The organism is Streptomyces toxytricini (genome assembly GCF_014649915.1).
In the GTDB taxonomy this organism is placed as follows: Bacteria; Actinomycetota; Actinomycetes; order Streptomycetales; family Streptomycetaceae; genus Streptomyces; species Streptomyces toxytricini.
This window is the reverse complement of sequence record NZ_BMTY01000026.1, coordinates 78,731-98,946: the sequence shown is the minus strand read 5'-3', so window position 1 is coordinate 98,946 and position 20,216 is coordinate 78,731. Positions and strand designations below refer to the sequence as shown.

The 20,216-nt window shown below is 73.7% G+C and carries 23 protein-coding genes; 11 read left to right on the top strand and 12 right to left on the bottom strand.

The features are described from left to right. Positions 1–11: 11 nt before the first annotated feature. The 6 genes from IE170_RS28190 to IE170_RS28165 all read left to right on the top strand — a co-directional run bounded on the left by IE170_RS28190 (position 12) and on the right by IE170_RS28165 (position 5,644). The gene (locus tag IE170_RS28190; RefSeq protein WP_189812282.1) at positions 12–1,238 is read left to right on the top strand and encodes an ATP-grasp domain-containing protein; all 1,227 of its coding nucleotides are present in this window, start codon (positions 12–14) and stop codon (positions 1,236–1,238) included. Next, positions 1,235–2,173: a sulfurtransferase gene (locus tag IE170_RS28185; RefSeq protein ID WP_189812281.1), complete on the top strand. Its 939-nt coding sequence runs from the start codon at positions 1,235–1,237 to the stop codon at positions 2,171–2,173. The genes IE170_RS28190 and IE170_RS28185 overlap by 4 nt, the downstream gene beginning before the upstream one ends. Further along, a complete protein-coding gene (locus IE170_RS28180) occupies positions 2,170–3,447 on the top strand; it encodes an MFS transporter (RefSeq protein WP_189812280.1) in 1,278 nt (425 codons plus the stop codon). The genes IE170_RS28185 and IE170_RS28180 overlap by 4 nt, the downstream gene beginning before the upstream one ends. Then, a complete protein-coding gene (gene metC / locus IE170_RS28175) occupies positions 3,444–4,640 on the top strand; it encodes a cystathionine beta-lyase (protein WP_189812279.1) in 1,197 nt (398 codons plus the stop codon). The genes IE170_RS28180 and metC overlap by 4 nt, the downstream gene beginning before the upstream one ends. A gap of 86 nt (positions 4,641–4,726) precedes the next feature. Continuing rightward, entirely contained in the window at positions 4,727–4,939 is a 213-nt protein-coding gene (locus tag IE170_RS28170) for a DUF4287 domain-containing protein (protein WP_189812278.1), read from the top strand. A 228-nt stretch (positions 4,940–5,167) separates the two neighbouring features. After that, positions 5,168–5,644: a cupin domain-containing protein gene (locus tag IE170_RS28165; RefSeq protein WP_189812277.1), complete on the top strand. Its 477-nt coding sequence runs from the start codon at positions 5,168–5,170 to the stop codon at positions 5,642–5,644. Between the two features lie 87 nt (positions 5,645–5,731). Here the strand turns inward: IE170_RS28165 and IE170_RS28160 are convergent, their stop codons facing one another. Further along, on the bottom strand, positions 5,732–6,706 hold the full coding sequence (locus IE170_RS28160; protein WP_189812276.1) for a helix-turn-helix transcriptional regulator: 975 nt from the start codon (positions 6,704–6,706) through the stop codon (positions 5,732–5,734). A 135-nt stretch (positions 6,707–6,841) separates the two neighbouring features. Between IE170_RS28160 and IE170_RS28155 the strand changes: the two genes are divergently transcribed. After that, a complete protein-coding gene (locus IE170_RS28155) occupies positions 6,842–7,243 on the top strand; it encodes a RidA family protein (RefSeq protein ID WP_189812275.1) in 402 nt (133 codons plus the stop codon). A 171-nt stretch (positions 7,244–7,414) separates the two neighbouring features. Next, a complete protein-coding gene (locus IE170_RS28150; protein WP_308428436.1) occupies positions 7,415–8,083 on the top strand; it encodes a DUF998 domain-containing protein in 669 nt (222 codons plus the stop codon). Between the two features lie 297 nt (positions 8,084–8,380). Here the strand turns inward: IE170_RS28150 and IE170_RS28145 are convergent, their stop codons facing one another. Together IE170_RS28145 and IE170_RS28140 are read right to left on the bottom strand one after the other, a co-directional pair. Further along, positions 8,381–8,926, bottom strand: a complete 546-nt coding sequence (locus tag IE170_RS28145; protein ID WP_189812274.1) for a DUF5994 family protein — start codon at positions 8,924–8,926, stop codon at positions 8,381–8,383. A 151-nt stretch (positions 8,927–9,077) separates the two neighbouring features. After that, the gene (locus IE170_RS28140) at positions 9,078–9,350 is read right to left on the bottom strand and encodes a hypothetical protein (RefSeq protein ID WP_189812273.1); all 273 of its coding nucleotides are present in this window, start codon (positions 9,348–9,350) and stop codon (positions 9,078–9,080) included. Between the two features lie 240 nt (positions 9,351–9,590). Here IE170_RS28140 and IE170_RS28135 point away from each other — a divergent pair, with 240 nt between their 5' ends. Continuing rightward, positions 9,591–10,124, top strand: coding sequence for a DUF5994 family protein (locus tag IE170_RS28135; RefSeq protein WP_223855513.1), 534 nt, complete (start codon positions 9,591–9,593; stop codon positions 10,122–10,124). 92 nt (positions 10,125–10,216) lie between these two features. Here the strand turns inward: IE170_RS28135 and IE170_RS28130 are convergent, their stop codons facing one another. From IE170_RS28130 to IE170_RS28105, 6 genes are all read right to left on the bottom strand, one after another. Further along, entirely contained in the window at positions 10,217–10,558 is a 342-nt protein-coding gene (locus IE170_RS28130; protein ID WP_189812272.1) for a MerR family transcriptional regulator, read from the bottom strand. A gap of 184 nt (positions 10,559–10,742) precedes the next feature. Next, a complete protein-coding gene (locus IE170_RS28125; RefSeq protein WP_189812271.1) occupies positions 10,743–11,054 on the bottom strand; it encodes an SCO5918 family protein in 312 nt (103 codons plus the stop codon). A gap of 50 nt (positions 11,055–11,104) precedes the next feature. Continuing rightward, the gene (locus IE170_RS28120; RefSeq protein ID WP_373299068.1) at positions 11,105–11,515 is read right to left on the bottom strand and encodes a CBS domain-containing protein; all 411 of its coding nucleotides are present in this window, start codon (positions 11,513–11,515) and stop codon (positions 11,105–11,107) included. 46 nt (positions 11,516–11,561) lie between these two features. Continuing rightward, on the bottom strand, positions 11,562–12,950 hold the full coding sequence (locus tag IE170_RS28115; RefSeq protein WP_189812270.1) for a DEAD/DEAH box helicase: 1,389 nt from the start codon (positions 12,948–12,950) through the stop codon (positions 11,562–11,564). A gap of 187 nt (positions 12,951–13,137) precedes the next feature. Further along, on the bottom strand, positions 13,138–13,341 hold the full coding sequence (locus IE170_RS28110) for a cold-shock protein (protein ID WP_189812269.1): 204 nt from the start codon (positions 13,339–13,341) through the stop codon (positions 13,138–13,140). A gap of 432 nt (positions 13,342–13,773) precedes the next feature. After that, positions 13,774–14,793, bottom strand: a complete 1,020-nt coding sequence (locus tag IE170_RS28105) for an NAD(P)H-dependent flavin oxidoreductase (protein ID WP_189812268.1) — start codon at positions 14,791–14,793, stop codon at positions 13,774–13,776. Positions 14,794–14,948: 155 nt separating this feature from the next. On the opposite strand from IE170_RS28105, the gene IE170_RS28100 reads away from it, so the two are divergent. Beyond that, on the top strand, positions 14,949–15,737 hold the full coding sequence (locus IE170_RS28100) for an alpha/beta fold hydrolase (RefSeq protein ID WP_223855514.1): 789 nt from the start codon (positions 14,949–14,951) through the stop codon (positions 15,735–15,737). Here IE170_RS28100 and IE170_RS28095 read toward each other — a convergent pair. Together IE170_RS28095 and IE170_RS28090 are read right to left on the bottom strand one after the other, a co-directional pair. Beyond that, positions 15,675–16,271 carry a hypothetical protein gene (locus tag IE170_RS28095; RefSeq protein WP_223855515.1) on the bottom strand — a complete coding sequence of 199 codons (597 nt, stop codon included), beginning with the start codon at positions 16,269–16,271 and terminating at the stop codon, positions 15,675–15,677. The genes IE170_RS28100 and IE170_RS28095 overlap by 63 nt on opposite strands. A gap of 301 nt (positions 16,272–16,572) precedes the next feature. Then, a complete protein-coding gene (locus tag IE170_RS28090; RefSeq protein ID WP_189812267.1) occupies positions 16,573–16,833 on the bottom strand; it encodes a hypothetical protein in 261 nt (86 codons plus the stop codon). A 188-nt stretch (positions 16,834–17,021) separates the two neighbouring features. On the opposite strand from IE170_RS28090, the gene IE170_RS28085 reads away from it, so the two are divergent. Further along, the gene (locus IE170_RS28085; RefSeq protein WP_189812266.1) at positions 17,022–18,296 is read left to right on the top strand and encodes a M23 family metallopeptidase; all 1,275 of its coding nucleotides are present in this window, start codon (positions 17,022–17,024) and stop codon (positions 18,294–18,296) included. Positions 18,297–18,392: 96 nt separating this feature from the next. Here the strand turns inward: IE170_RS28085 and IE170_RS28080 are convergent, their stop codons facing one another. Beyond that, on the bottom strand, positions 18,393–20,204 hold the full coding sequence (locus IE170_RS28080) for an ABC transporter ATP-binding protein (RefSeq protein ID WP_189812265.1): 1,812 nt from the start codon (positions 20,202–20,204) through the stop codon (positions 18,393–18,395). Between the last annotated feature and the right edge of the window lie 12 nt (positions 20,205–20,216).

The following is a 20,216-nucleotide window of genomic DNA, read 5'->3' as shown; positions in this document are numbered from 1 at the left end:
AGACCGCCGCGATGCGCCACGTCCTCGTCTTCGCCAAGACGCCCCACTCCAAAACCCCGTACGACCAGTGGCTGGCCGGCTCGGGGATCACCCCGGTCATCGTGACCGCGACGGAGTACGCGGCGGGATACTCCCACCTCCCGCACGTGCACGCCTTCGACGCGTACGACACCAACCAGCTGGTCGAGAAGACGGCGCTGCGCCTCGCCCGCGAGTTCGCGGTCGAGGCGGTCTTCGCCCGGGCCGAGGCGGACGTCGTACGGGCCGCCCAGCTGCGGGAGCTGCTCGGCCTGCCCGGCCAGCACACCGCGAGCGCGCTAGCCTTCCGCGACAAGGTCGTCATGAAGGACCACCTCGCGGGCGGCCCCGTCGAGATCCCCGCCTACCGGCGGCTCGACTCGGCCTACACCGCGCTCGCCTTCGTCGCCGAACACGGCTACCCGGTCGTCGTCAAGCCGGTCTCGGAGTCGGGCTCGCTCGGCGCGGCGATCATCCGCGACGAGGCGGAGCTGGACGCCTACCTGGCCAGCCCGTGGCGGGGCTCCAGCGAGGTCGAGGCGTTCGTCCCCGGCCAGATGTACCACGTGGACGGGCTGGTCGCGGGCGGCGAGGTGGTCTTCGTCCACCCCTTCCGCTACCTCCACGACTGCCTTTCCTTCCGCGACAACGACTGGGTGGCCAACCTGCCGCTCACCCCGCAGGACCCGGCGTACGACCGGCTGGTCAAGGCGGCGCGGGCGGTCCTCGCCGAGCTGCCCACCCCGCCGCAGACCGCCTTCCACGCCGAGTTCTGGATCACCCCGGACGACCGGCTGGTCTTCTGCGAGATCGCCAGCCGCACCGGCGGCGGCATGATCAGCTCGATGGTGCGGCACGCGTTCGGCATCGACCTCGACAAGGAGTGGCTGTACGCGGAGTGCGGCCTGCCCTCCACGCTCGGCACGCCCGCGTACCGGCCCGCCGGGGCGCTGTGCATACCGCCGCAGAACGGCGTGCTGGAGCAGCTCCCGGCCGCCGCAGCGGGCGCCGGGCAGCCCGAGTGCGTCCGCGAGGCGATGCTGACCGGCGCGGTCGGCGAGGAGTTCCACGGCGGAGTCAAGTCCGGTCTCTTCCTGGCCGGCTATGTGGTCGACGGGGACACCGAGGAGGATGTGGCGGCCAACCTCGAACGCGTGGCGCGCTGGTTCTCCGACAACACCCGCTGGCGGCCCGCCGACTCCTCCGGAGGCACCGCATGAACGACGCGACCGCATCCCCCGCCGCCGTCCCCGCCGCGGGGACTGCCGCCGACGGCCTGCCCGGCCCGCTCGTCTCCGCCGACCGGCTCGCCGCGCGGCGCGCGGCGGGCGAGGCCGTGGTCCTCTTCGACGCCTCCGTCGGCGCCCACCGCGGCGCCGCCCGGCGCATCCCCGGGGCCCGGCCCTTCGACCTCGACGGGGACCTGTCCGACCACACCTCCGCCGTGCCGCACACCATGCCCGGCGCCCCGCAGTTCACCGAGGCCATGCGCGCGCTCGGCGTGCACGACACCGACACGGTCGTCGTCTACGACGCCCAGGGCGTCTACTCCAGCGCCCGCGCCTGGTGGATGCTGCGCGCCATGGGCTTCGACCGGGTCGCCGTCCTCGACGGCGGCCTCCCCGCCTGGACCGCGGCCGGCCACCCCGTCGAGCCCGTCCCCGCCGCGTACGACGGGCCCCGCGGCGACTTCACCGCCCGGCCGCGGCCCGGCCTGATCGTGGACGCCGACACCGTCGCCGCCGCCCTCGCCGACCCGGCCGCCGCCGTCCTCGACGCCCGCACCCGCGAGCGGTACGCCGGCACCGCCCCCGAGCCGCGCCCCGGCCTGCGCGGCGGCCACATGCCGGGCTCCGCCAGCCTCCCCTTCGGGGAACTCCAGCGGGACGGCGGCCTGATGCGCCCCGCGGACGAGCTGCGCACGGCGTTCGCCGCCGCGGCCGGAGAGCGCGAGCGGCTGTACTTCAGCTGCGGCTCCGGCGTCACCGCCTGCGTCCTCGCACTCGGCGCCACCCTCGCCGGGTACGGCGACCTCGCCGTGTACGACGGCTCGTGGAGCGAGTGGGGCCTGCCCTCCGCCCGCCCGGTCGCCACCGGCACGGGGGCGGGGGCCGGAGCCGAGGGCGGGGCGGCCGGCGGGAGCAGCTCACCGTGACCGGGCAACGGACCGGCCGCGGCGGCGGAATCACCGCGAAATGGCACACGTTCACCGGGCTGCCGTCCGGCCTCAAGGCCCTGATCGGCCTGTCCTTCGTCGTCGCCCTCGGCAGCTACATGGTCACCCCGTTCATCGGGGTGCTCATGGTCGAGGCCGTCGGCCTGGACATCCGGGTGGCCGGCGTCCTGGTGGCCGTGGCCACCTTCATCCAGTTCGGCGGCAGCATCCTCGGCGGCCCGGTCGTGGACCGGCTCGGGCTCAAGCGGACGATGGTGCTCGCGCTGACCCTGCGCACGGTCGGGCTGGTGCTGTTCGGGCTGGCCGTCAAGGTGCCCTGGGTCGCGTACCCGGCCGTCGTCCTCGTGGCGGCCGGCCCGGCGCTGTACCTCCCGGCGAACAAGGCGTACATCGTCACCAGCGTCTCCGACACCCTCCGCCCGCTCTTCCTCGGCGTGAGCAGCGCCGCCCTCAACGCGGGCATGGGGCTCGGGCCGCTGCTCGCCGCACTGCTGGTCGACGCCGACCCGGTGCTGCTGCTCATCGGCCTCGCCGGACTCTTCGCGCTGATCACGGCGGCGCACCAGGCCGCCCTGAAGCCGGTGGAACGCCGACCGGCGCGGGCGGCGGCCCCGGCGGGTACGGCGCCCGGGCACCAGGGCCGGAAGGCGGCGCTCCGCTCCGCCCTCCGCCCGATCCTCTTCACCTCCCTCGCCTTCTACGTCTACTTCTTCTTCCAGAGCTTCATGGGCCTGTACGCGACCGGGGCCGGCAACATCCAGGTCCTCGGCTGGGTCATGCTGCTCAACTGCGCCATGGTGGTCGTGCTCCAGCCGGTGTGGGCCGACCGGATCGCGCGCGCCGACTACCGCCTGCTGGTGGCCGGCTCGTTCGCGCTGATGGCCCTCGGTACGGCGGCCATGTCGCTCGGCGGCGTCCCGGCCCTGCTGGCGGGCACCGCCCTCTTCACGCTGGGCGAGATCTTCCTCTTCCTGCGCTGCGACCTGGAGCTCGTCGACCGCGTGCCGGGCAATCCGGCCTTCGCCTTCGGCGTCCAGCGGCTGACCGCCGGCATCGGCGGACTGCTCGCCGGCGTCATCGGCGGCTTCGTCTTCGCCCACTACCAGGCCGCGGGCGACCCGGACGCGTTCTGGCTGGCGGTGGCGGCCCAGGCCGCGGGCGCGGCCCTCCTCGCCGCCCTGCTGGGCGCCGGCCGCCGCACCGCCGCGCAGGCACCGGCCGAACCCGAACAGGCGGTGGCGGCGACCCGATGACGCACGATGCACCCCTCTCCCAGGACACACAGCTCGTCCACGCCGGCTCCGACCCGGGCCGGCAGGGCGGATACGTCAACCCGCCCGTCCACCGCGCGTCCACGGCCCTCTACCGCGACACGGCCGAGATGGACGCCTCCCAGGCGGACCCGCTCAAGCGCGGCACCCCGGTCTACGGCCGCTTCGGCACCCCGACCGGCCGCGCCTTCGAGGAGGCCCTGACCGTCCTCGAGGGCGGCCACGCCACGGTGGCGACCTGCTCCGGCCTCGCGGCGATCACCACGGCGATCCTCGCGTACGTCCGGGCCGGCGACCACCTCCTCGTCAGCGACTCCGTCTACCTGCCGACCCGCAAGTTCTGCGACTCGCTCGCCGCCCTGGGCGTGGAGACCGAGTACTACGACCCGTGCGCGACCGGCCCCGAGATCGATGCCCTGATCCGCCCGAACACCCGCCTGCTCTACCTCGAATCCCCCGGCTCGACGACCTTCGAGGTCCAGGACATCCCGGCGATCACCACCGCCTGCCGGGCCCGCGGCGTGGCGACGATCGCGGACAACACCTGGGCCACCCCCGCCTTCTGCCGGCCGCTGGCGCTGGGGGCGGGCGTGGACGCGGTCGTCCACTCCGCGACGAAGTACCTGACGGGGCACGCCGACAGCATCCTCGGCGCGATCGTCTGCACGGAGGAGAGCTACCCCCTCATCCGCGGCGCCGCCATCCGCCTCGGCCAGTGCGCGGGCGCCGACGACGTCTACCTGGGCCTCCGCGGCCTGCGCACCCTCGGCCCCAGGCTGGCCCGCCACCAGGAACAGGCCCTGGACCTGGCCCGCTGGACCGCCGTCCAGGACGGCGTGGCGGCGGTCCTCCACCCCGCCCTCCCGGAGGACCCCGGCCACGCCCTGTGGCGCCGCGACTTCACGGGCGCGGCGGGCCTGTTCGGCGTCGAACTGGACGCGCGGTTCACCAAGCCCGCCGTGGAGGGCATGCTGAACGCCCTCCGCATCTTCGGCCTGGGCCACAGCTACGGCGGCTACGAAAGCCTGATCGTCCCCGCCGACCCCACCACGCACCGCCTCCCCGGCACCTGGTCGGGCCGCGGCCCCCTGATCCGCGTACACGTCGGCTTCGAGTCCCCGGACGACCTGAAACAGGACCTGCGGACAGCCCTTGAAGCCCTCCACACGGCATGACGCACGCCACACCGCACCACCGATGACTTCGCCCCCGGCGCCGGGTCACAAGCAATGACACACCGCACGCAAGGAGGACGGACCCCATGACGAACGACGCCGTTGCGAAGGGCCCCGCGAGCTACTTCCCCTCGATCGAGAAGAAGTACGGCCGCCCGATCGCCGAATGGAAGGACCTCATCCGCGCCTCTCCGCTGACCAGGCACATGGAGCTGGTCGCCTGGCTCAAGTCCGAACACGGCCTGGGCCACGGCCACGCCAACGCCCTGGTGGCCCACACCCTCGCCGAAACCCTGTGACCGCTGTTCTTCACGGACTCGAACCCATCCGCCGACCCGGCGCTCCGCGCCCGCCACGCCGGGTGACACGGACGACATCCGGGATCACGCATCGTGGCATGCTGGCGGGGAAGGATCCCTTCCGCAGTGACGCCAGGAGCCGGGCACGGGCCGCAGCACGACACGCGCGGCGGGTGACTCCGACCGGCAATCCGGCTCTCGTAACGCCTCATTGACCGGAGAGAAGGCATGAACATCAAGGACATCGGGCCGGACCCCCAGAGCTTCGACCTGGAGAAGGCGACGGTCGACAACACGGACTACCGCACGGTCGCCTGGTCCGGGAAGTACCTGCAGCTGACCCTCATGTCGATCCCGGTGGGCGAGGACATCGGCCTGGAGGCCCACCCGGAGACCGACCAGTTCCTCCGGCTCGACGCGGGCCGCGGCCGCGTCCAGATGGGCCCCGCCAAGGACCGGCTCGACTTCGAGCAGGAGGTCGAGGACGGCTGGGCGATCTTCGTGCCGGCGGGCACGTGGCACAACGTCACCAACATCGGCGACGAGCCGCTGCAGCTCTACGCCGTGTACGCGCCGGTCCACCACGCGCCGGGCAAGGTCCACGCGACGGCCGCCGACGCGGAGGCGGACGAGGACGCGGGCGGCGACGAGCCGCCGAGCTGGTCGGTCCAGCCCGTCCGCCAGCCGTCGGACGAGCACGCCTGACCCGCGCGCGGCCGCGGCGGGGGGAGCGGCGGGGCTGCCGCGGCCCCCGCGCTGCCGCGCCCCGCGCCGCACCCCCCGCGCCGCCCGTCACGGCGGGTCCCCGTAGCGCGCGGCCAGCGCAGCCGCACGGGCGCGCAACGCGGCGCGCAACGACTGCGGAGCCAGGGCCTCCGCGTCCGGGCCGAGCTGCCACAGCGCCCACTCGGCATGCCGCGCGTCCTGGAAGGCCACCTCCAGCCGCCACCAGCCGTCGCCGTCGGCCCGCTCCGCCCGGACGGCCAGCGCGGCGTCCAGCAGCTCCTCCCGCCGCGCCGGGGCCACCCGTACCAGCACGGCGAGGTGGTCGCCGCTCGACAGGAACCGCGCGGAGCGCTCCCGCCAGATCCGGTCCAGGTCGACCCCGCTCGGCCGTTGCGCCGCGTCGGGGAGCTCCTCGGCTGCCAGCACCCGCGACAGCCGGTACGTACGGTCGGCGCCGGCCCGCGTCGCCAGCAGATAGCCCCGGTCGCGCACGGTCACCAGGCCGATCGGGTCCACGGTGCGCCACCGCGGCGCCTGGCCCGTGGCCTCGTAGCGGATGCGCAGCCTGCGCCCGGCGAGCACCGCGCGCCGGACCTCGGCCATCACGGCGTCGGGCACCTCGCCGGTGGCCGTGCGCCGTGCGAGCAGGTCGGTCTCCGGGTCGACGAGGAACCTCCGGGCCGCTTCGTCCGCACCGGTCCGGTGGCCTTCGGGCATCGCGTCGACGACCTTCCGTACGGCCGAGGCGAGCGCCGGGCCCAGCCCGAACGCCTGCTCGCCGCGCCCCGGCGCGGCGGTCAGCAGCGCGAGCGCCTCGTCGTGGCTCAGCCCGGTGAGCTCGGTCCGGAAGCCGGGGAGGAGCGCGAAGCCGCCGTGGCGCCCGCGCTCGGCGTAGACCGGCACGCCGGCCGCGGACAGCGCCTCGACGTCGCGCAGCACGGTGCGCGTGGACACGTCCAGCTCGCGGGCAAGCGCCCCCGCGGTCATCCGACCGCGCCGGCGTAGCAGGAGCACCAGGGATACCAACCGATCGGCGCGCATGCGCGAACCCTAGGGAAATAGGTGACCAAGGGTGTCGTGATTTGTTGTGAGGCTCGTGACCACGGCGTCGACGCCGCCGGCTGCCCGGCCGGTGCGCGTACGCGCACGCACTCCCCTCAACCGAACGGAGCTGACATGGCAGTGGAACGAGCTGCGATCAACCCGGTGGCGTGGTCGGTGCCGCTGGGGTTCAACCAGGGCGAGCTCGTCTCCGGACACACGCGCACCCTGTACGTCTCGGGCCAGACCGCGATGGACGCCGACGGCGCGCCGCAGCACGACGGGGACATGGCGGCGCAGCTGGCCCTGAGCCTCGACAACGTCGAGGCGGTCCTCGGCGGGGCCGGCATGACCCTCGCGAACCTGGTCCGACTCACCGTCTACACGACCGACGTGGACCTGCTCTTCCGGCACTACGGAACCCTGGGGGCCCGCCTGGCCGCGGCGGGGACGGCCCCGGCCACGACCATGCTGGGCGTGACCCGCCTGGCGATCGCGGGCCAACTGGTCGAACTGGAGGCGACCGCGGTCGCGTGACGCACCCGGATCCGGCGGGGCGGCACGCACGACACGCGCCGCCCCGCCTCCGGAAGGCCCGCAAGACGGCGCCAAAAGCCGTGTGACGCACGGCACTTGGCGGCAGGCGATGACTTCCCGTCCGGCCGCCGGTCATAACGGTGACAGCAACGACGCGAGGAAGGCCCGTCCGTGACCCACATGCTCAGCGCTCCCCGGCACGCCGTCTCCGTCCCGCCCGCGTCCGCCCGTGGGGGGCGGAGGGCTGTGGCCGCTGCCGTCGTGGCGGGGCCACTGTTCCTCCTCGCCGGTGTCGCCCAGGGCCTCGCGCGGGACGGGTTCGACTTCACCCGCAACGCGATCAGCCAGCTCGCCCTCGGGGAGGCGGGCTGGATCCAGACGGTGAACTTCCTGCTCACCGGGGCGCTGCTGATCGCGGGCGCCGCGGGTCTGCGCCGGGTGCTGGGCGGTGGCGCGGGTGGCGTCTGGGGCCCGGTCCTGGTCGGTGTCTTCGGCGCCTCGTTCTGGGCCGCGGCGCTCTTCCCGGCCGACGCCGGGGCGGGCTTCCCCGAAGGCTCCCCGGACGTGGCGGCGATCAGCGGGCACGGCGCCGTGCACATGGCGGCCGGGATGGCCGGCTACCTCGCCCTGTGCGCCGCGTTCGTGGCCCTGGCCCGCCCACTCGCCGCCCGCGGCCACCGCGGATGGGCCCGCGCCTCGCGCCTCGCCCCCGTGGCGGTGCTCGCCGGCTTCGGGGCCTCCGCCGCCTCCGTCCTGGCCTTCACCGCCGGTGCGGGCCTCGGCCTGCTGGGGCTCGCCGCGGTGACGGCCCGCCTCGCGACCGCCCGGGCGGACCGCTGACCGCCTGGCGCACCGGGGTTCGTCAGGCTCGTGCGGGCAGGCCGAAGAGCGGGAACAGGTGGCCGGTGTCACGGAGGGCGGCCAGGCTGTCGGGGACGCGGCTCACCGTGTGCGCCCCGAGGGCGCACGCCGCATGCGACGGGGACTCCGAGCAGCGCAGCCCTGCGAGTTGAGGGCACGCGGAGGACGCGGCGGGGGTACGAGAGAGCCGCACGGTGACGAATGCCCTGGTCTCCGCCCGGGCGCGGGGGCACCCCCGACAGGGGAGCGGCGGCACCGCCGCGGGGACGGCGGGCGTCACCTCCACGTGCGCCGCGGCACGTAGATCATGCGCGCCCCGACCACGGGGCGGGGCTGTCGGGAGGTGCCGCCTTCCGTCTCCCGGCCGTCCTCACCGGCCCGTGCATCCTGCACGCTCCGGCCGGTCGCGTGCTCGTCGGCCATGAGGGTGTCCGTGGTGCGGACGTTGCCCGGGGCGGAGGCCGCGGCCATCAGGCGCGCGGCGGACGCGGGTTCGGTCTCCGGGGGAACCACGAGCAGGTCGCAGCGGCCGAGGCTGTACGAGAGGAGGATCATCGTGTCGGGGGACTGGCCGGTGAACCAGCCGATGTGCACGGCGTATGCGCCGACGGAGACCCTGTACGGGGCCGACGGCCAGGGCGCGGGGTTCGCGGTGATCCGCGTGACGCGTCCGAAGCGGTCCAGCAGCGCGTCCGCCAAAGGCGGCAGTTCGGCGGCCAGATCGCGTGAGTACGGCCACCAGGCGCCGTCCAGCAGTCCGGCCATGGAGGTGTGCGGGGTGAGTGCCAGGCGCGCCTGGCGGGTGGGAGCGGTGGTGGCCATGAGACCGGGACCCGTCCCCGGGACGCCTGCCGGCGCCCCGGCCTAGTGATCGCCGGGAACGACATCCGCGTGAGGGCGGCTGTGCGAAGTACTCCCGGTACCTCCAACGTACTCCGCGCCGGAACCGGACGCGCCGGGCCCCGCGGCCCGGTCAGGGTTCCTCGGAGTGGGGGCCGGTGCCGCTCGGGGGTCTGCTGGCGGCCAGCCAGGACCGGGCCGGTTCGGCGGCGCGGTCGGTGTCGACGGTGAGGTGGAGGCGGGTGCCCCCGCCGGGGGCGGGATAGCTGCGCTGCTCGTCGCCGCCGAAGCACCGGCGCAGCACGTCGGCCACCCTGCGGGCGGCTTCCGGGGTGGCGGAGACGATCCGCACTTCGGCATGGCCCGGCGGCGGCAGGGCTTCCGCCTCTGGCTCGTGGCGGTCCAACGCTGCACCGTCCTCTTCTCCCGCAGGAGGCCCGCCCGCGACGCCCGGAGCGGGCCGGACCGGCCTTGGTACCTCCACGGTACGTCCGGAGCGCGGTGCCGACCGGTTCCCCGGCGGGGAGCGGCGTGTCCGCGGGGCTCCGCGGAGTACGGTGAAGGAACGGGGCCCTCGCCCCGCCTGCCGGCCACCGCAGCCCGGGTCCGGGCTGCCGCGGCACCACGTCGGACGGACGGACTGATCATGACCGACGCAGGTTCACCGCACGACGATGCCACGCCGCCGCGCCTCCTGCCGGACGAGGTCCACGCGGCCGTGGCACCCGGCACCGCGCTGCTCCGGCTGGAGACGACGGGGGCGCGGCAGAGCCTCCTCGACGGTGCGTGGTGGCCCCGCTCGCGTGACGTCGAGCGGGAGCTCCCGCCGCTGATCACCGCCCTGACCGAGTACCTCGGGCCCCTCACCCGGGTCGGCCTGGACGCCTCCGCCTGGAACCGCATCCCGACCCGTCTGGTCGTCGACGACCGGGTCGTGCACCTCGACTCCTTCCCCGTGGGCGACGACACCGTCCTGATCACCCGCGGGGAAAACGACCACTTCTCCCTCATGGTCGTCCCGCCGGCCACCGAGCCCGAGGCCGCCCGCACGGCCATGGCCCGCGCCGTCCACGCCGACAACGTCATCGGGGCAGCCGGCATCCTGCTGGCCGAACTCCACCGCCCGGCGGGCCCGCAGGGCGGCACGGCCGCGGAGAACGACGAAGGCCCGGGCCTCTGACGGTAGCCCGGGCTTTCGCAGAAGAGCGGATGACGGGAACCGGCCCCGCGGCACGCTCCTGGACGCACTCGGCACGCCAACCGGCCCCCGGCTCACTCTGCCGGCGGCCCCTCGGGCGCTTCGGCCGCGCGGCGGTACTCGGCGTTGATGCGCTGGGCCTCCTCGAGCTGGTCCTCGAGGATGATGATGCGGCAGGCGGCCTCGATGGGGGTGCCCTGGTCGACGAGCTCCCGGGCCCGGGCGGCGATGCGCAGCTGGTAGCGGGAGTAGCGGCGGTGTCCGCCTTCGGAGCGGAGCGGGGTGATCAGGCGGGCTTCGCCGATCGCGCGGAGGAAGCCCTGGGTGGTGCCGAGCATGGCGGCGGCCCGACCCATCGTGTAAGCGGGGTAGTCGTCGTCGTCGAGACGATCGTTGAACGAGTCGTGTGCCGTCATCTGCACCTCCAAACGAGTGGAGGGCCCCGGCGCCGTACGGCACCGGGGCCCCGAGGGGAATTACACACCATCGGCCGGCCCTGACAGGCCGCCGACCGTGTGTCCCCGCCGGCCCGGCCGGGACGCTGCCGGGAGTGCGGGCCCCTCCTCGATTCGAGTGCCGGGCAGATGCCGGCCGTGTCCGTCAGGCGCTCCTGTCGGCATCGAGCAGTGCGGAACCCTGCCGGAGAAGGCCGAGCAGGCCCGTCGGCTCTGCGGCCGGAGGGGCCGCATGACACGTGAAGCCGAGCCGGGCCATGGCCCGGAGCACTTCACCGGCGCTGAAGTCGCGGCGGTCCTGGCCGGTGATGACCTGGCCTACCTGCTTGACGGGGTAGGTGCGGCGTCCGATGGTCACCGACGCGCCGGTGACCTGCTCGGGCGCGACGCCCTTCATCGATTGGATGACACCGCTCGTGGTCAGGTCGAAGGGGAAGCGGGCGATGACACAGCGCATGGGGCCTCGCAGGAAGAAAGACGGGGGAGGGTCGTGTCGCGCGGAGTGGTTCAGCGCGCAAGGTCGAGGACGCCGACGGCGCTTCCCTCTTCGTCGACGACGGGCAGGAGGTCGAGCCTGCGGTGGCGCATGGCCCGTTCGGCTTCGGCCACCGCGGTCAGGGGCGAGGTGACCGGCCCGTGGCCGCCCAGGACATCGCGCAGTCGGGCCCGGTCGGTGTAGGCGGCGCTGTCGCGGATCGCGGTGAGCCCGGCCCGGGTGACCAGCCCGGTGCACAGGCCGTGCTCGTCGCTGACGAGCAGATGGCCGGCGCGGGCGCCGGCCATGACGGCCAGGGCCACTTCGACCGTCATGTCGTCACAGACCTGTGGCCCGGTCGCCTCCATCGCGTCGCGCACCGTCGGGTGCGAGCGGTTCGAGCCGGTGTCCGACGTGCGGGGCTGCATCGTGGCCAGTGTCACGGGGTGCCTCCTGGAGAGATGTGCCGGTTTCCTTCTCATGTGGTCCTCAGGCCGCCGAGTCCAGGCCGGTCTGCCGGACCCTTGCGCGGCGGTCCGCGGGGCCGGGCCGGTGCCTGTCGGGGGCGTACGTCCTGCGCCTCGCACGTTCGGCGGTCGGCGGGGTGACGACGACGGGGACGCCGGGGGGCGCCTGGGCGCCCGTGATGCGGCCCAGGGCCTCTTCGCCGGAGTGGACCCGGGTGGTCTGCGGGGTGATGCCCGTGGCCGCCATCAGGCGGCTCACGCCACGGCGCTGGTCGGGGGTGACGAGGGTGACGACGCTGCCGGACTCCCCTGCGCGGGCCGTACGGCCGCCCCGGTGGAGGTAGTCCTTGGGGTCGGTCGGGGGGTCGACGTTGACGACGAGGTCGAGGTCGTCGACGTGGATGCCGCGCGCCGCCACGTCCGTCGCGACCAGCACGGTCACGTGGCCGGTCTTGAACTGGGCGAGGGTCCGGGTGCGCTGCGGCTGGGACTTCCCGCCGTGCAGGGCTGCGGCACGCACCCCGCTGTTCAGCAGGTCCCTGGTCAGCCGGTCGACGGCGTGCTTGGTGTCCAGGAACATCATCACCCGGCCCTCGCGCGCCGCGATCTCCGTCGTCGTCCGGTGCTTGTCGGCGGCGTCGATGTGCAGCACGTGGTGCTCCATCGTCGTCACCGCACCGGCAGAGGGGTCCACCGAGTGCACGACCGGGTCGGTCAGGTAGCGGCGGACCAGCCGGTCGACGTTGCGGTCGAGGGTGGCGGAGAAGAGCATCCGCTGCCCCTCGGGTCGCACTTGGTCCAGGAGCGCGGTGACCTGCGGCAGGAACCCCATGTCGGCCATGTGGTCGGCCTCGTCGAGAACGGTGGTGCCGACGTCGTCCAGCAGGCAGTCCCCCCGGTCGATGAGGTCCTTCAACCGGCCGGGTGTGGCCACCACGACCTCCGCTCCTCCGCGCACCGCCGCTGCCTGCCTGCCGATCGGCATGCCCCCGACGACCGTGGCCAGGCGCAGCTGCACGGCGCGGGCGTACGGGATGAGGGAATCGGCCACCTGCTGGGCCAGCTCGCGGGTGGGAACGAGGACGAGGGCGAGCGGGCGGCGCGGCTCGCCGCGCCGCCCGGCGGTACGGGCCAGCAGGGCGAGGCCGTAGGCTAGGGTCTTGCCGGAGCCGGTGCGGCCGCGGGCGAGCACGTCACGGCCCGCGAGGGTGTTGGGCAGTGTGGCGCCCTGGATGGGGAAGGGCACGGTCACGCCCTGCGCCCCGAGGGCGGCCAGCAGCGCGGCCGGCATGTCGAGGTCGGCGAAGGCGGGGACGGCAGGCAGCGCGGGAGTGAGGGTCTCCGGCAGCGCGAATTCGCCTGGGACGGTGCGCGTGCGCCGGGAGCGGTCGTTCGTGCGTGTGCGGTTCATCCAGAACCTTCCCTGGTGCGGCACGTGTCAGGGAATTCCCGCGGTGAAGAGTAGGGCAGGGAATCGCGAGAACGGGCCGAAATGGAATGCGGAAAATGCTCTTCCTGTGTTCATCCCCGTGGAATGCGTGCGGCTGGGGCCCGCACCCCGAGGGATGCGGGCCCCAGCTGTGAAATGCGCGTCAGCGTCAGGCGAGTACGATGTTCTCGGCCGTCGGGCCCTTTTGGCCCTGCGCGATGTCGAAGGTGACCTTCTGGCCTTCCTGCAGTTCGCGGAAGCCCTGGGCGGCGATGTTCGAGTAGTGGGCGAACACGTCGGAGCCGCCGCCGTCCTGCTCGATGAAGCCGAAGCCCTTTTCCGCGTTGAACCACTTCACGGTACCAGCAGCCATGTTTTTCTCCTTTGGGGCAGTACGCCGGCATCCGCACTGTGCGGATGCCGTGTCGCCGCGATGATGCCCTGCCGGAAAAAACCGGAGACGTGAAGCGCTTCGGTGCGGCGAAAAACCGGCCGAAGGCGCTTGAATTCTTGGGTACCAAAACTGCAACTGGAACGACAGTAGCACGTCGGAGAGGTTTTGTGCGCGCTGGATTTTCCCGGTGTGCGACGCGGCGGGAAATCTTGCCCGCGGCATCCGGAAAAATCTGCGCCGACGGGAACAGATATTGAATCCTCCCGCGCGCAGTGTTCCCGTGGGAGGCGGCGCCCTTCACGGAGGACGGCATCCGGGCGCCGACCGCGTCGGGGCGGTCCGTCTGCGGGCCGTGCCCCGCCGCGGTGGTGATCGCGGCGCGGGTGCGGGCGGAGCCCGGGGCGTTGTGCGTCAGCCGTTCCCGGTTGGCTCCCGGGCGCCGCTCCTCGCCGGGAGCAGGCCGGCAAGCGCACGCAGCGCTGCCTCGGCCTCGGTGATCAGCCGGTGGACGAGCTCGGCGGCCGGGGCGATGTCGTGGACGAGGCCGGCGGACTGGCCCGTCAGCGGGATGAGTTCGTGCGCCGTGCCGTCGCGCATCGACGCCATCACCCGGGTGCGCAGCACCTCGGCCTGGGCGGCGGCCGCTTCGGGGTGGGCGCTGCGGGCGTTCCCCTCCTCGACGAAGGGGGTGAGCAGTGAGCGGGGGACAGTCGTGAACCCGCCCTCGCTCGGCGGGGGCAGGATCTGGTCGACGAAGGTCACTTTGACGGCGTCCTGGCTTGCGGCGGAGACGACGGCTGCCTTCCAGCCGTCGCCGACCTCGCATTCGGTCGAGGCGAGGAACCGGGTGCCGATGTTCACGCCCTGCGCCCCGAGGGCCAGTGCCGCGGCGATGCCCCGACCGTCGGCGATGCCGCCGGAGGCCAGTACGGGCAGTGGCCGGACGGCGTCGACGACCTGCGGCACGAGCGCCATCGTGCTGACGTCGCCGCAGAACCCGCCGGACTCGGTGCCCTGCGCGCTGATCACGTCCACGCCGGCCTCGGCTGCGCGCTCCGCCTGCTCGACCGTCGTCACCTGCTGCAGGAAGACCGCGCCGGCCTCGTGGACGCGGGCCGGCAGGTCTCCCGGCTCGCCGAGCGCGAAGGAGAACACCGGTGGCGCCTCGGCGATCACCGTGTCGAACACCTCGGGATCGAACGGGCGCCGGGTCATGTTCACCGCGAACGGCCGGCCGGTGAGGTCGCGCAGTCGGCGCACGTCGTCACGGATCTGCGCCGGGGTGCGCAGCGTGGTCGGGACGCTGCCCAGCGCACCGGCGTCGCTGACCGCCGCGGCAAGCCGCACGCCCTGCCGCCAGGGCCCGCCGAGCGGTCCCTGCACGATCGGCACCTCTGTACCCAGTACTCCGCACACCGGTGTCCGCAGCATCGCGCCTCCATCCCGACGGAGCCCGAGACGGGGATGTTCCTGCTTCCAAGCCTAGACAGGGGGGTTCCCGGCTGCCTGCCGGACCGTTCGGGCAGGCGCCGAGCCGTGGGCCGGGTGCGGGTGCGCGGCCCGGGCCGTCCTCCTACGCTGCGGATATGCCGGACATGGCACTCACGTCGCGGCGGCTCGGCAGCGGGCCGCCCCTGCTGGTCGTCCTCCAGCTCGACCGGGACGGCTGGGGGCCCGTGCTGGAGCGGCTCTCCCGCGAGCACGAGGTCGTGGCCGTGGACCTCCCGGGCTTCGGCGACAGCCCCGCACTGCCCGGAGGGACCACGCCCACCGTCGAGGCGCTGGCCGCCGCCGTCGCGGAGTGGCTCCCCGGCGCCGGCCTCACCCGCCCGCCCGTCGCGGGCAACTCCCTGGGTGGGGCCGTCGCCCTCGAACTGGCGCGCATCGGCGCGGTCGGCAGCGCCGTCGCGCTGTCCCCGATCGGCCTGTGGACGCGACCCGAGGCCGCCTACGCCCTCGGTTCGCTCCGCGTCGCCCACGCCGTGGCACGAGCGTGCGCCGAGCACCCCGGCCGGATCGCCGGACACCCGATCGGGCGCACCGTTGCCTTCTGGCAGCTCGTCGCCCGACCCTGGCGCATTCCGGAAGCCGCAGCCGTCGGAGCGCTGCGCAACCTGGCCCGCTCGCCCGGCTTCGAGCCGACGCGCCGCGCGGCGCACTCCTACCGGCTGCGGGCCTTCACCCCTGAGGTCCCGGTCCCGGTCACGGTCGGGTGGGGCAGCCGGGACGTGATGACCCCACCGCACCAGGCACTCAGGGCGGCGCGACTGCTGCCGGGCGCCAGGCACGTCTCGCTCAAGGGCTGCGGGCACTCACCGATGGCCGACGACCCCGAGCAGGTCACCCAGGTGGTGCTCGACACCGTCAGAGGCTGACCTCCGTACGGGAGCGGTCACGCCCTCCGGCCCGAGCAGCCTGCTACAGAGAGCTCCGCCACCGCGGCATCCCGCACCTGTTCGAGATCGGCGATGTAGGGCGGGGTGTCCGCCAGAGGTGTGCAGAACGTGACCTGGGGTGGTCAGGAGGCCGTCGTCGAGCCCGCCCGGGGAGAGGGACACGTACGCCCGCACCACGTCGTCGCCGAAATGGTCCCGCGCGGCCCGCAGGCAGGCATCGGCATAGGCGAGGCACCGGCGCAGGAGCACGTTCGCCCGTTCGCCCCCGCCGAGATCCGCCGGGAGGTCGTAGTCCGTCATTCCGCGGCCGTTGACCGTGGTCTCCTCCGCCAGGCGGTCGTAGTAGGACCCCGCCGGGTCGGGTCGGAGATCGGTCAACACCCGTGCACCGCTGCCCGTGACCGACCAGCCCCGCTCCACGACCTCCCGGAACATCGGTGGGATGTCCGACGAGGACAGACCGGTCAGGTCCGCGTCGGCCAGGAGGTTCCTCATCCGCTGGTTGGTGCGCACGTCCATCCTCCACGAGTGCTGCGAAACCACCGGAAAAGCCCGACTCCGTTGCAAAGGAGTACCCCGTGGACGTGTCCCCGCTCGCCGAACTGCGCACCGTGTACGTGCCGGACCCACCGCTCCCGCAGCTCGGTGGCGTGGCCGTTCCCGTCGGGAGTGTCCGGGCCGTCGGGTGGAGTGGTCATGAGCCTGGCGTTCCGTCCATGTCGTCACTGGTTCCCTGATGACACCGCGTCGGTCGTACGGATCGGTTCGCCGTCCGGCCCGCGGCCTGGACGATCCGCGTGGCATGGCCGTACACCTAGGTGTCGTACACGTAGGTCGTGACGGCGCCCGCCGCGTCCTTCCGGATGATCTTGTCGAGCGGGTCCCGATCGTAGGACACCGTCTCGCCCAGGGGTTCTTCCGCGAGACGACCCGAATGGGCTGAACCGGAGCCCCAGTCGGGGACGGCACGGCCCGGCGGTCCTCGCGGCACGGCTCCGGCTCCGGGAGGACTGCCGACCCCGCACTGCGGGACAACATACAAGCCCCACAGGTCGCCGATCTGGGGCTTTGCCATGGAGGGCACGGATGGGGCGCGTACCCGGTCCCCCCGGCGGTCCGGTGCGGCTGGACGGGTGTAGTTCGGCGCCCGCACTCCGGCGCCGTGCGCCGGGAGCGCCGCCCGGCCGGTTACATGAGCCTGCGCCCCGGCGCGGGGCGTGCCCGTGCCCTTCGCGGCCCGGACCCGACGACTGGAAGAGCCCCATGGCAGAGCGCCACCCCCGCAACCGCACCGGCCGCAGTCCGCTGCGTCGCGGGCTCGTCACCGCCGTGCTCGCGGTCGGCATGCTGACGGCTTCAACGGCACCCGGATACGGCACCGGCGCCGCCACTCCTGCGCCCGGCCCCCAGTTCACGCCGTTGACCGCGGCCGTGATGACCGAACCGGCGCCGTTCCGCGCGACGGACGGCAAGACGCACCTCTCGTACGAACTGCTCACCACGAACGCGCTGTCCGGCAGCGCACGGGTGCGGCTGGACCGTGTCGAGGTCCGGGACGCGCGAACGCACCGGGTGGTGGGCTTTCTGAGCGGGCAGGCGCTGGCCGATGCGGCCAACCCGGTGGGCGACCCCCTGCCCGGTGCGGACGGGTACACCCCGGCGCCGCCGGGGCCGACGCCGACCGTGATCCCGGGCTCCCAGCAGTGGGTGGTCTGGCTCGACCTGGCCCTCGACCGCGGTCAGCGAGTGCCGGAGGTCCTCGAACACCACCTCTCGGGCGCCGTCCTCACCGCCTCCGGCTCCTCCCCGTTCGTGGAGACGGTCCAGATCACCCCGACCGACCGCACCGCTCCGCTGAACCTGGACGCGCCGGTCCGCCCCGGCACCTGGTACTCCAGCGAGTCGTGCTGCGGCAACACCCACCACCGCCGCGGCCTCGGCCCGATCAACGGCCGCTTCTACGTACCGCAGCGCTTCGCGATCGACTGGTACAAGGTCGGCGAGCGGGGACAGACCCGGGAAGGCGACCCGACGCGGCTCACCAGCTACCTGAGCTACCGGCAGCCGGTCGTGGCGGCGGCCGGCGGCAGGGTCGTGGAGGTCCGGGACGGGATCCCGGACAACGCGCCGCCCGTCACGCCGCCGGTCCCGCCGATCGAGCAGACCGTCGGCAACCACGTCACCGTGGAGGTCGCGCCGGGCCGCCACCTGCTCTACGCGCACCTGACGCCCGGCTCGCTCAGGGTCCGGGAAGGCGACCACGTCGAACCCGGCCGGATCCTCGGGCTGATCGGCAACAGCGGCAACTCGACCACGCCGCACCTGCACTTCCAGGTGATGACCACGCCCGAGTTCTTCCCGACCGACAGCCCGCCGTTCACCTTCCGCAAGTTCCGCGTCGTCGGACAGGTCGAACCCCGGATCTGGGACGACAACCTGGGCCTGCAGCCCACCGGCGTCCTCCCGATCACGCCCTCGCCGCACGACGGACCCCACCGTGCACGCTATCCGCTCGACCGCGAGGTGCTGGAGTTCTGACCCCTCCCGGCCCACCCCGGCGCGTGACGCCGGAGAGGCAGCTCGGCGGCCTGAATCGTCATGCCGGTGGTCACCGCGAGGTCTCCGAGGCGCCGGTCAGTCGGCGGCCGGCGCCGGCGCCGGCGCCGGCTCCGGCTCCGGCTCCGGCTGGGTGGTGCCGAGCATCTGGGTCGCGGCCAGCCTCGCGTACAGCCCGCCCTCCCGGAGGAGTTCGGCGTGTGTGCCGGCGGCCCGCACCCGGCCGTCCTCCAGGACGAGGATGCGCCGGGCGCCGGTCACCGTGGACAGGCGGTGGGCGATCACCAGGACGGTGGTGGTGCGTGCGATCTCCGCGACGACCTCGCGCAGCTCGCTCTCGTTGAGCGCGTCGAGCTGCGAGGTGGCCTCGTCGAGCAGCAGGAGCCGGGGCCGTCGCAGCAGCGCGCGGGCGATGGCGATCCGCTGGCGCTGGCCGCCGGACAGGGCTGCGCCCCGGTGGCCGACCTCCGTGTCGAGGCCCTGCGGCAGGCTGTCGACCAGGGCGGTGAGCCGTACCTGCTCCAGTACGCGCCGGAGTTCGTCCGGGCTCGCGCCGGAGGCGGCGAGCATCAGGTTGTCGCGCAGGGTGCCCGCCAGCACCGGGGCGTCCTGCTCGACGTAGCCGATGTTCCGGCGCAGCTCGGTCGGATTCCAGTCGCGCAGGTCGCGCCCGTCGACGGTGATGCTGCCGCCCTCGATGTCGTAGAAGCGCTCCAACAGGGCGAACAACGTGCTCTTGCCCGTCCCGGAGGGTCCGACGACGGCGGTCAGTCCGCCGGGGCTGATCTCGAAGCCGGCCCCGTCCAGGACGGGTCGGCCGTCCTCGCGGTAGCGGAAGACGACGTCCCGGAAGACGATCCCGGCGCCCTGGTCGGCCTCGGCTGCCGCCGGGGCACGGCCGGCGGCCGTGCCGCAGGACCCGGCCGGATCCTCCCCCTCCTCGGGGGAGAGTTCCAACACCTCGTTGATGCGCCGGACCGCGGCGGTGCCCACCTGGAGGCCGCTGATGCCGCTCGCCAGCTGCGCGACCGGTCCCACCAGGTAGAACAGGTACAGCAGGAAGCCGATCAGCGAGGCGACGCTCATGGACCCGTTCGCGACCCGTGCCCCGCCCAGGCCGAGCACGGTCAGGAACGCCAGCTGCACCACCAGGCCGCTGGAGGTGCCGGCCACCGCACCCCAGCGGGCGGCCCGCAGGCCCGCCTGCCAGGCGCCGTGCGCCGAACCTTCCAGGGCGGTGCTCTCCCGCTGTTCGGCGCCGCTCGCCTTGACCGTACGGATCGCTCCGAGCAGCCGCTCCAGCCCCGAACCCAGCTCGCCGAGGGCTTCCTGGGCCTCCTTGCTCGCTCGGGCGATGCGGGGCATGACCAGGGCCGTGCACGCGCCGATGGCGAAGACGACACCGAGCACGGCGAGGAAGAGGACGACGTCGAGCCAGGCCATCAGGACCAGCATGCCGAGCAGGGTGACGGAGCCGATGAGCGTGTCGACGAGGTTGTTGGTCGCTGCCTCGCGCAGCAGGGTGGTGTCGGCCGTCACCCGGGATATGAGATCGCCGGGCGGCCGCTGGTCCAGGTCCGCGACCCGCAGCCGGGGCAGCCGTGAGATCAGCTGCCTGCGGGCGCCCAGTACCACGCTCTCGGCCGCCCGTTCGACGGCGTACATGCCGAACGCGCTGGTCAGCGCGCCGCCCACGATCAGCAGGGCGAGGAGCAGCACTTGGCGGGAGACCGGCTCGTCGACGGCCAGCGTCTCGACGAACGACTTGGCCACCAGCGGCTGGGCGAGGCCGGCGACCCCGCCGAGCGCGCTCAGTGCCGCGCCTGCGATCAGGGCCTTGCGCTGTGGGCGGGCGTGTCCGAGCAGGGAGCGGGTGGCCGAGTCCTTCATCGTCGTGGTTCC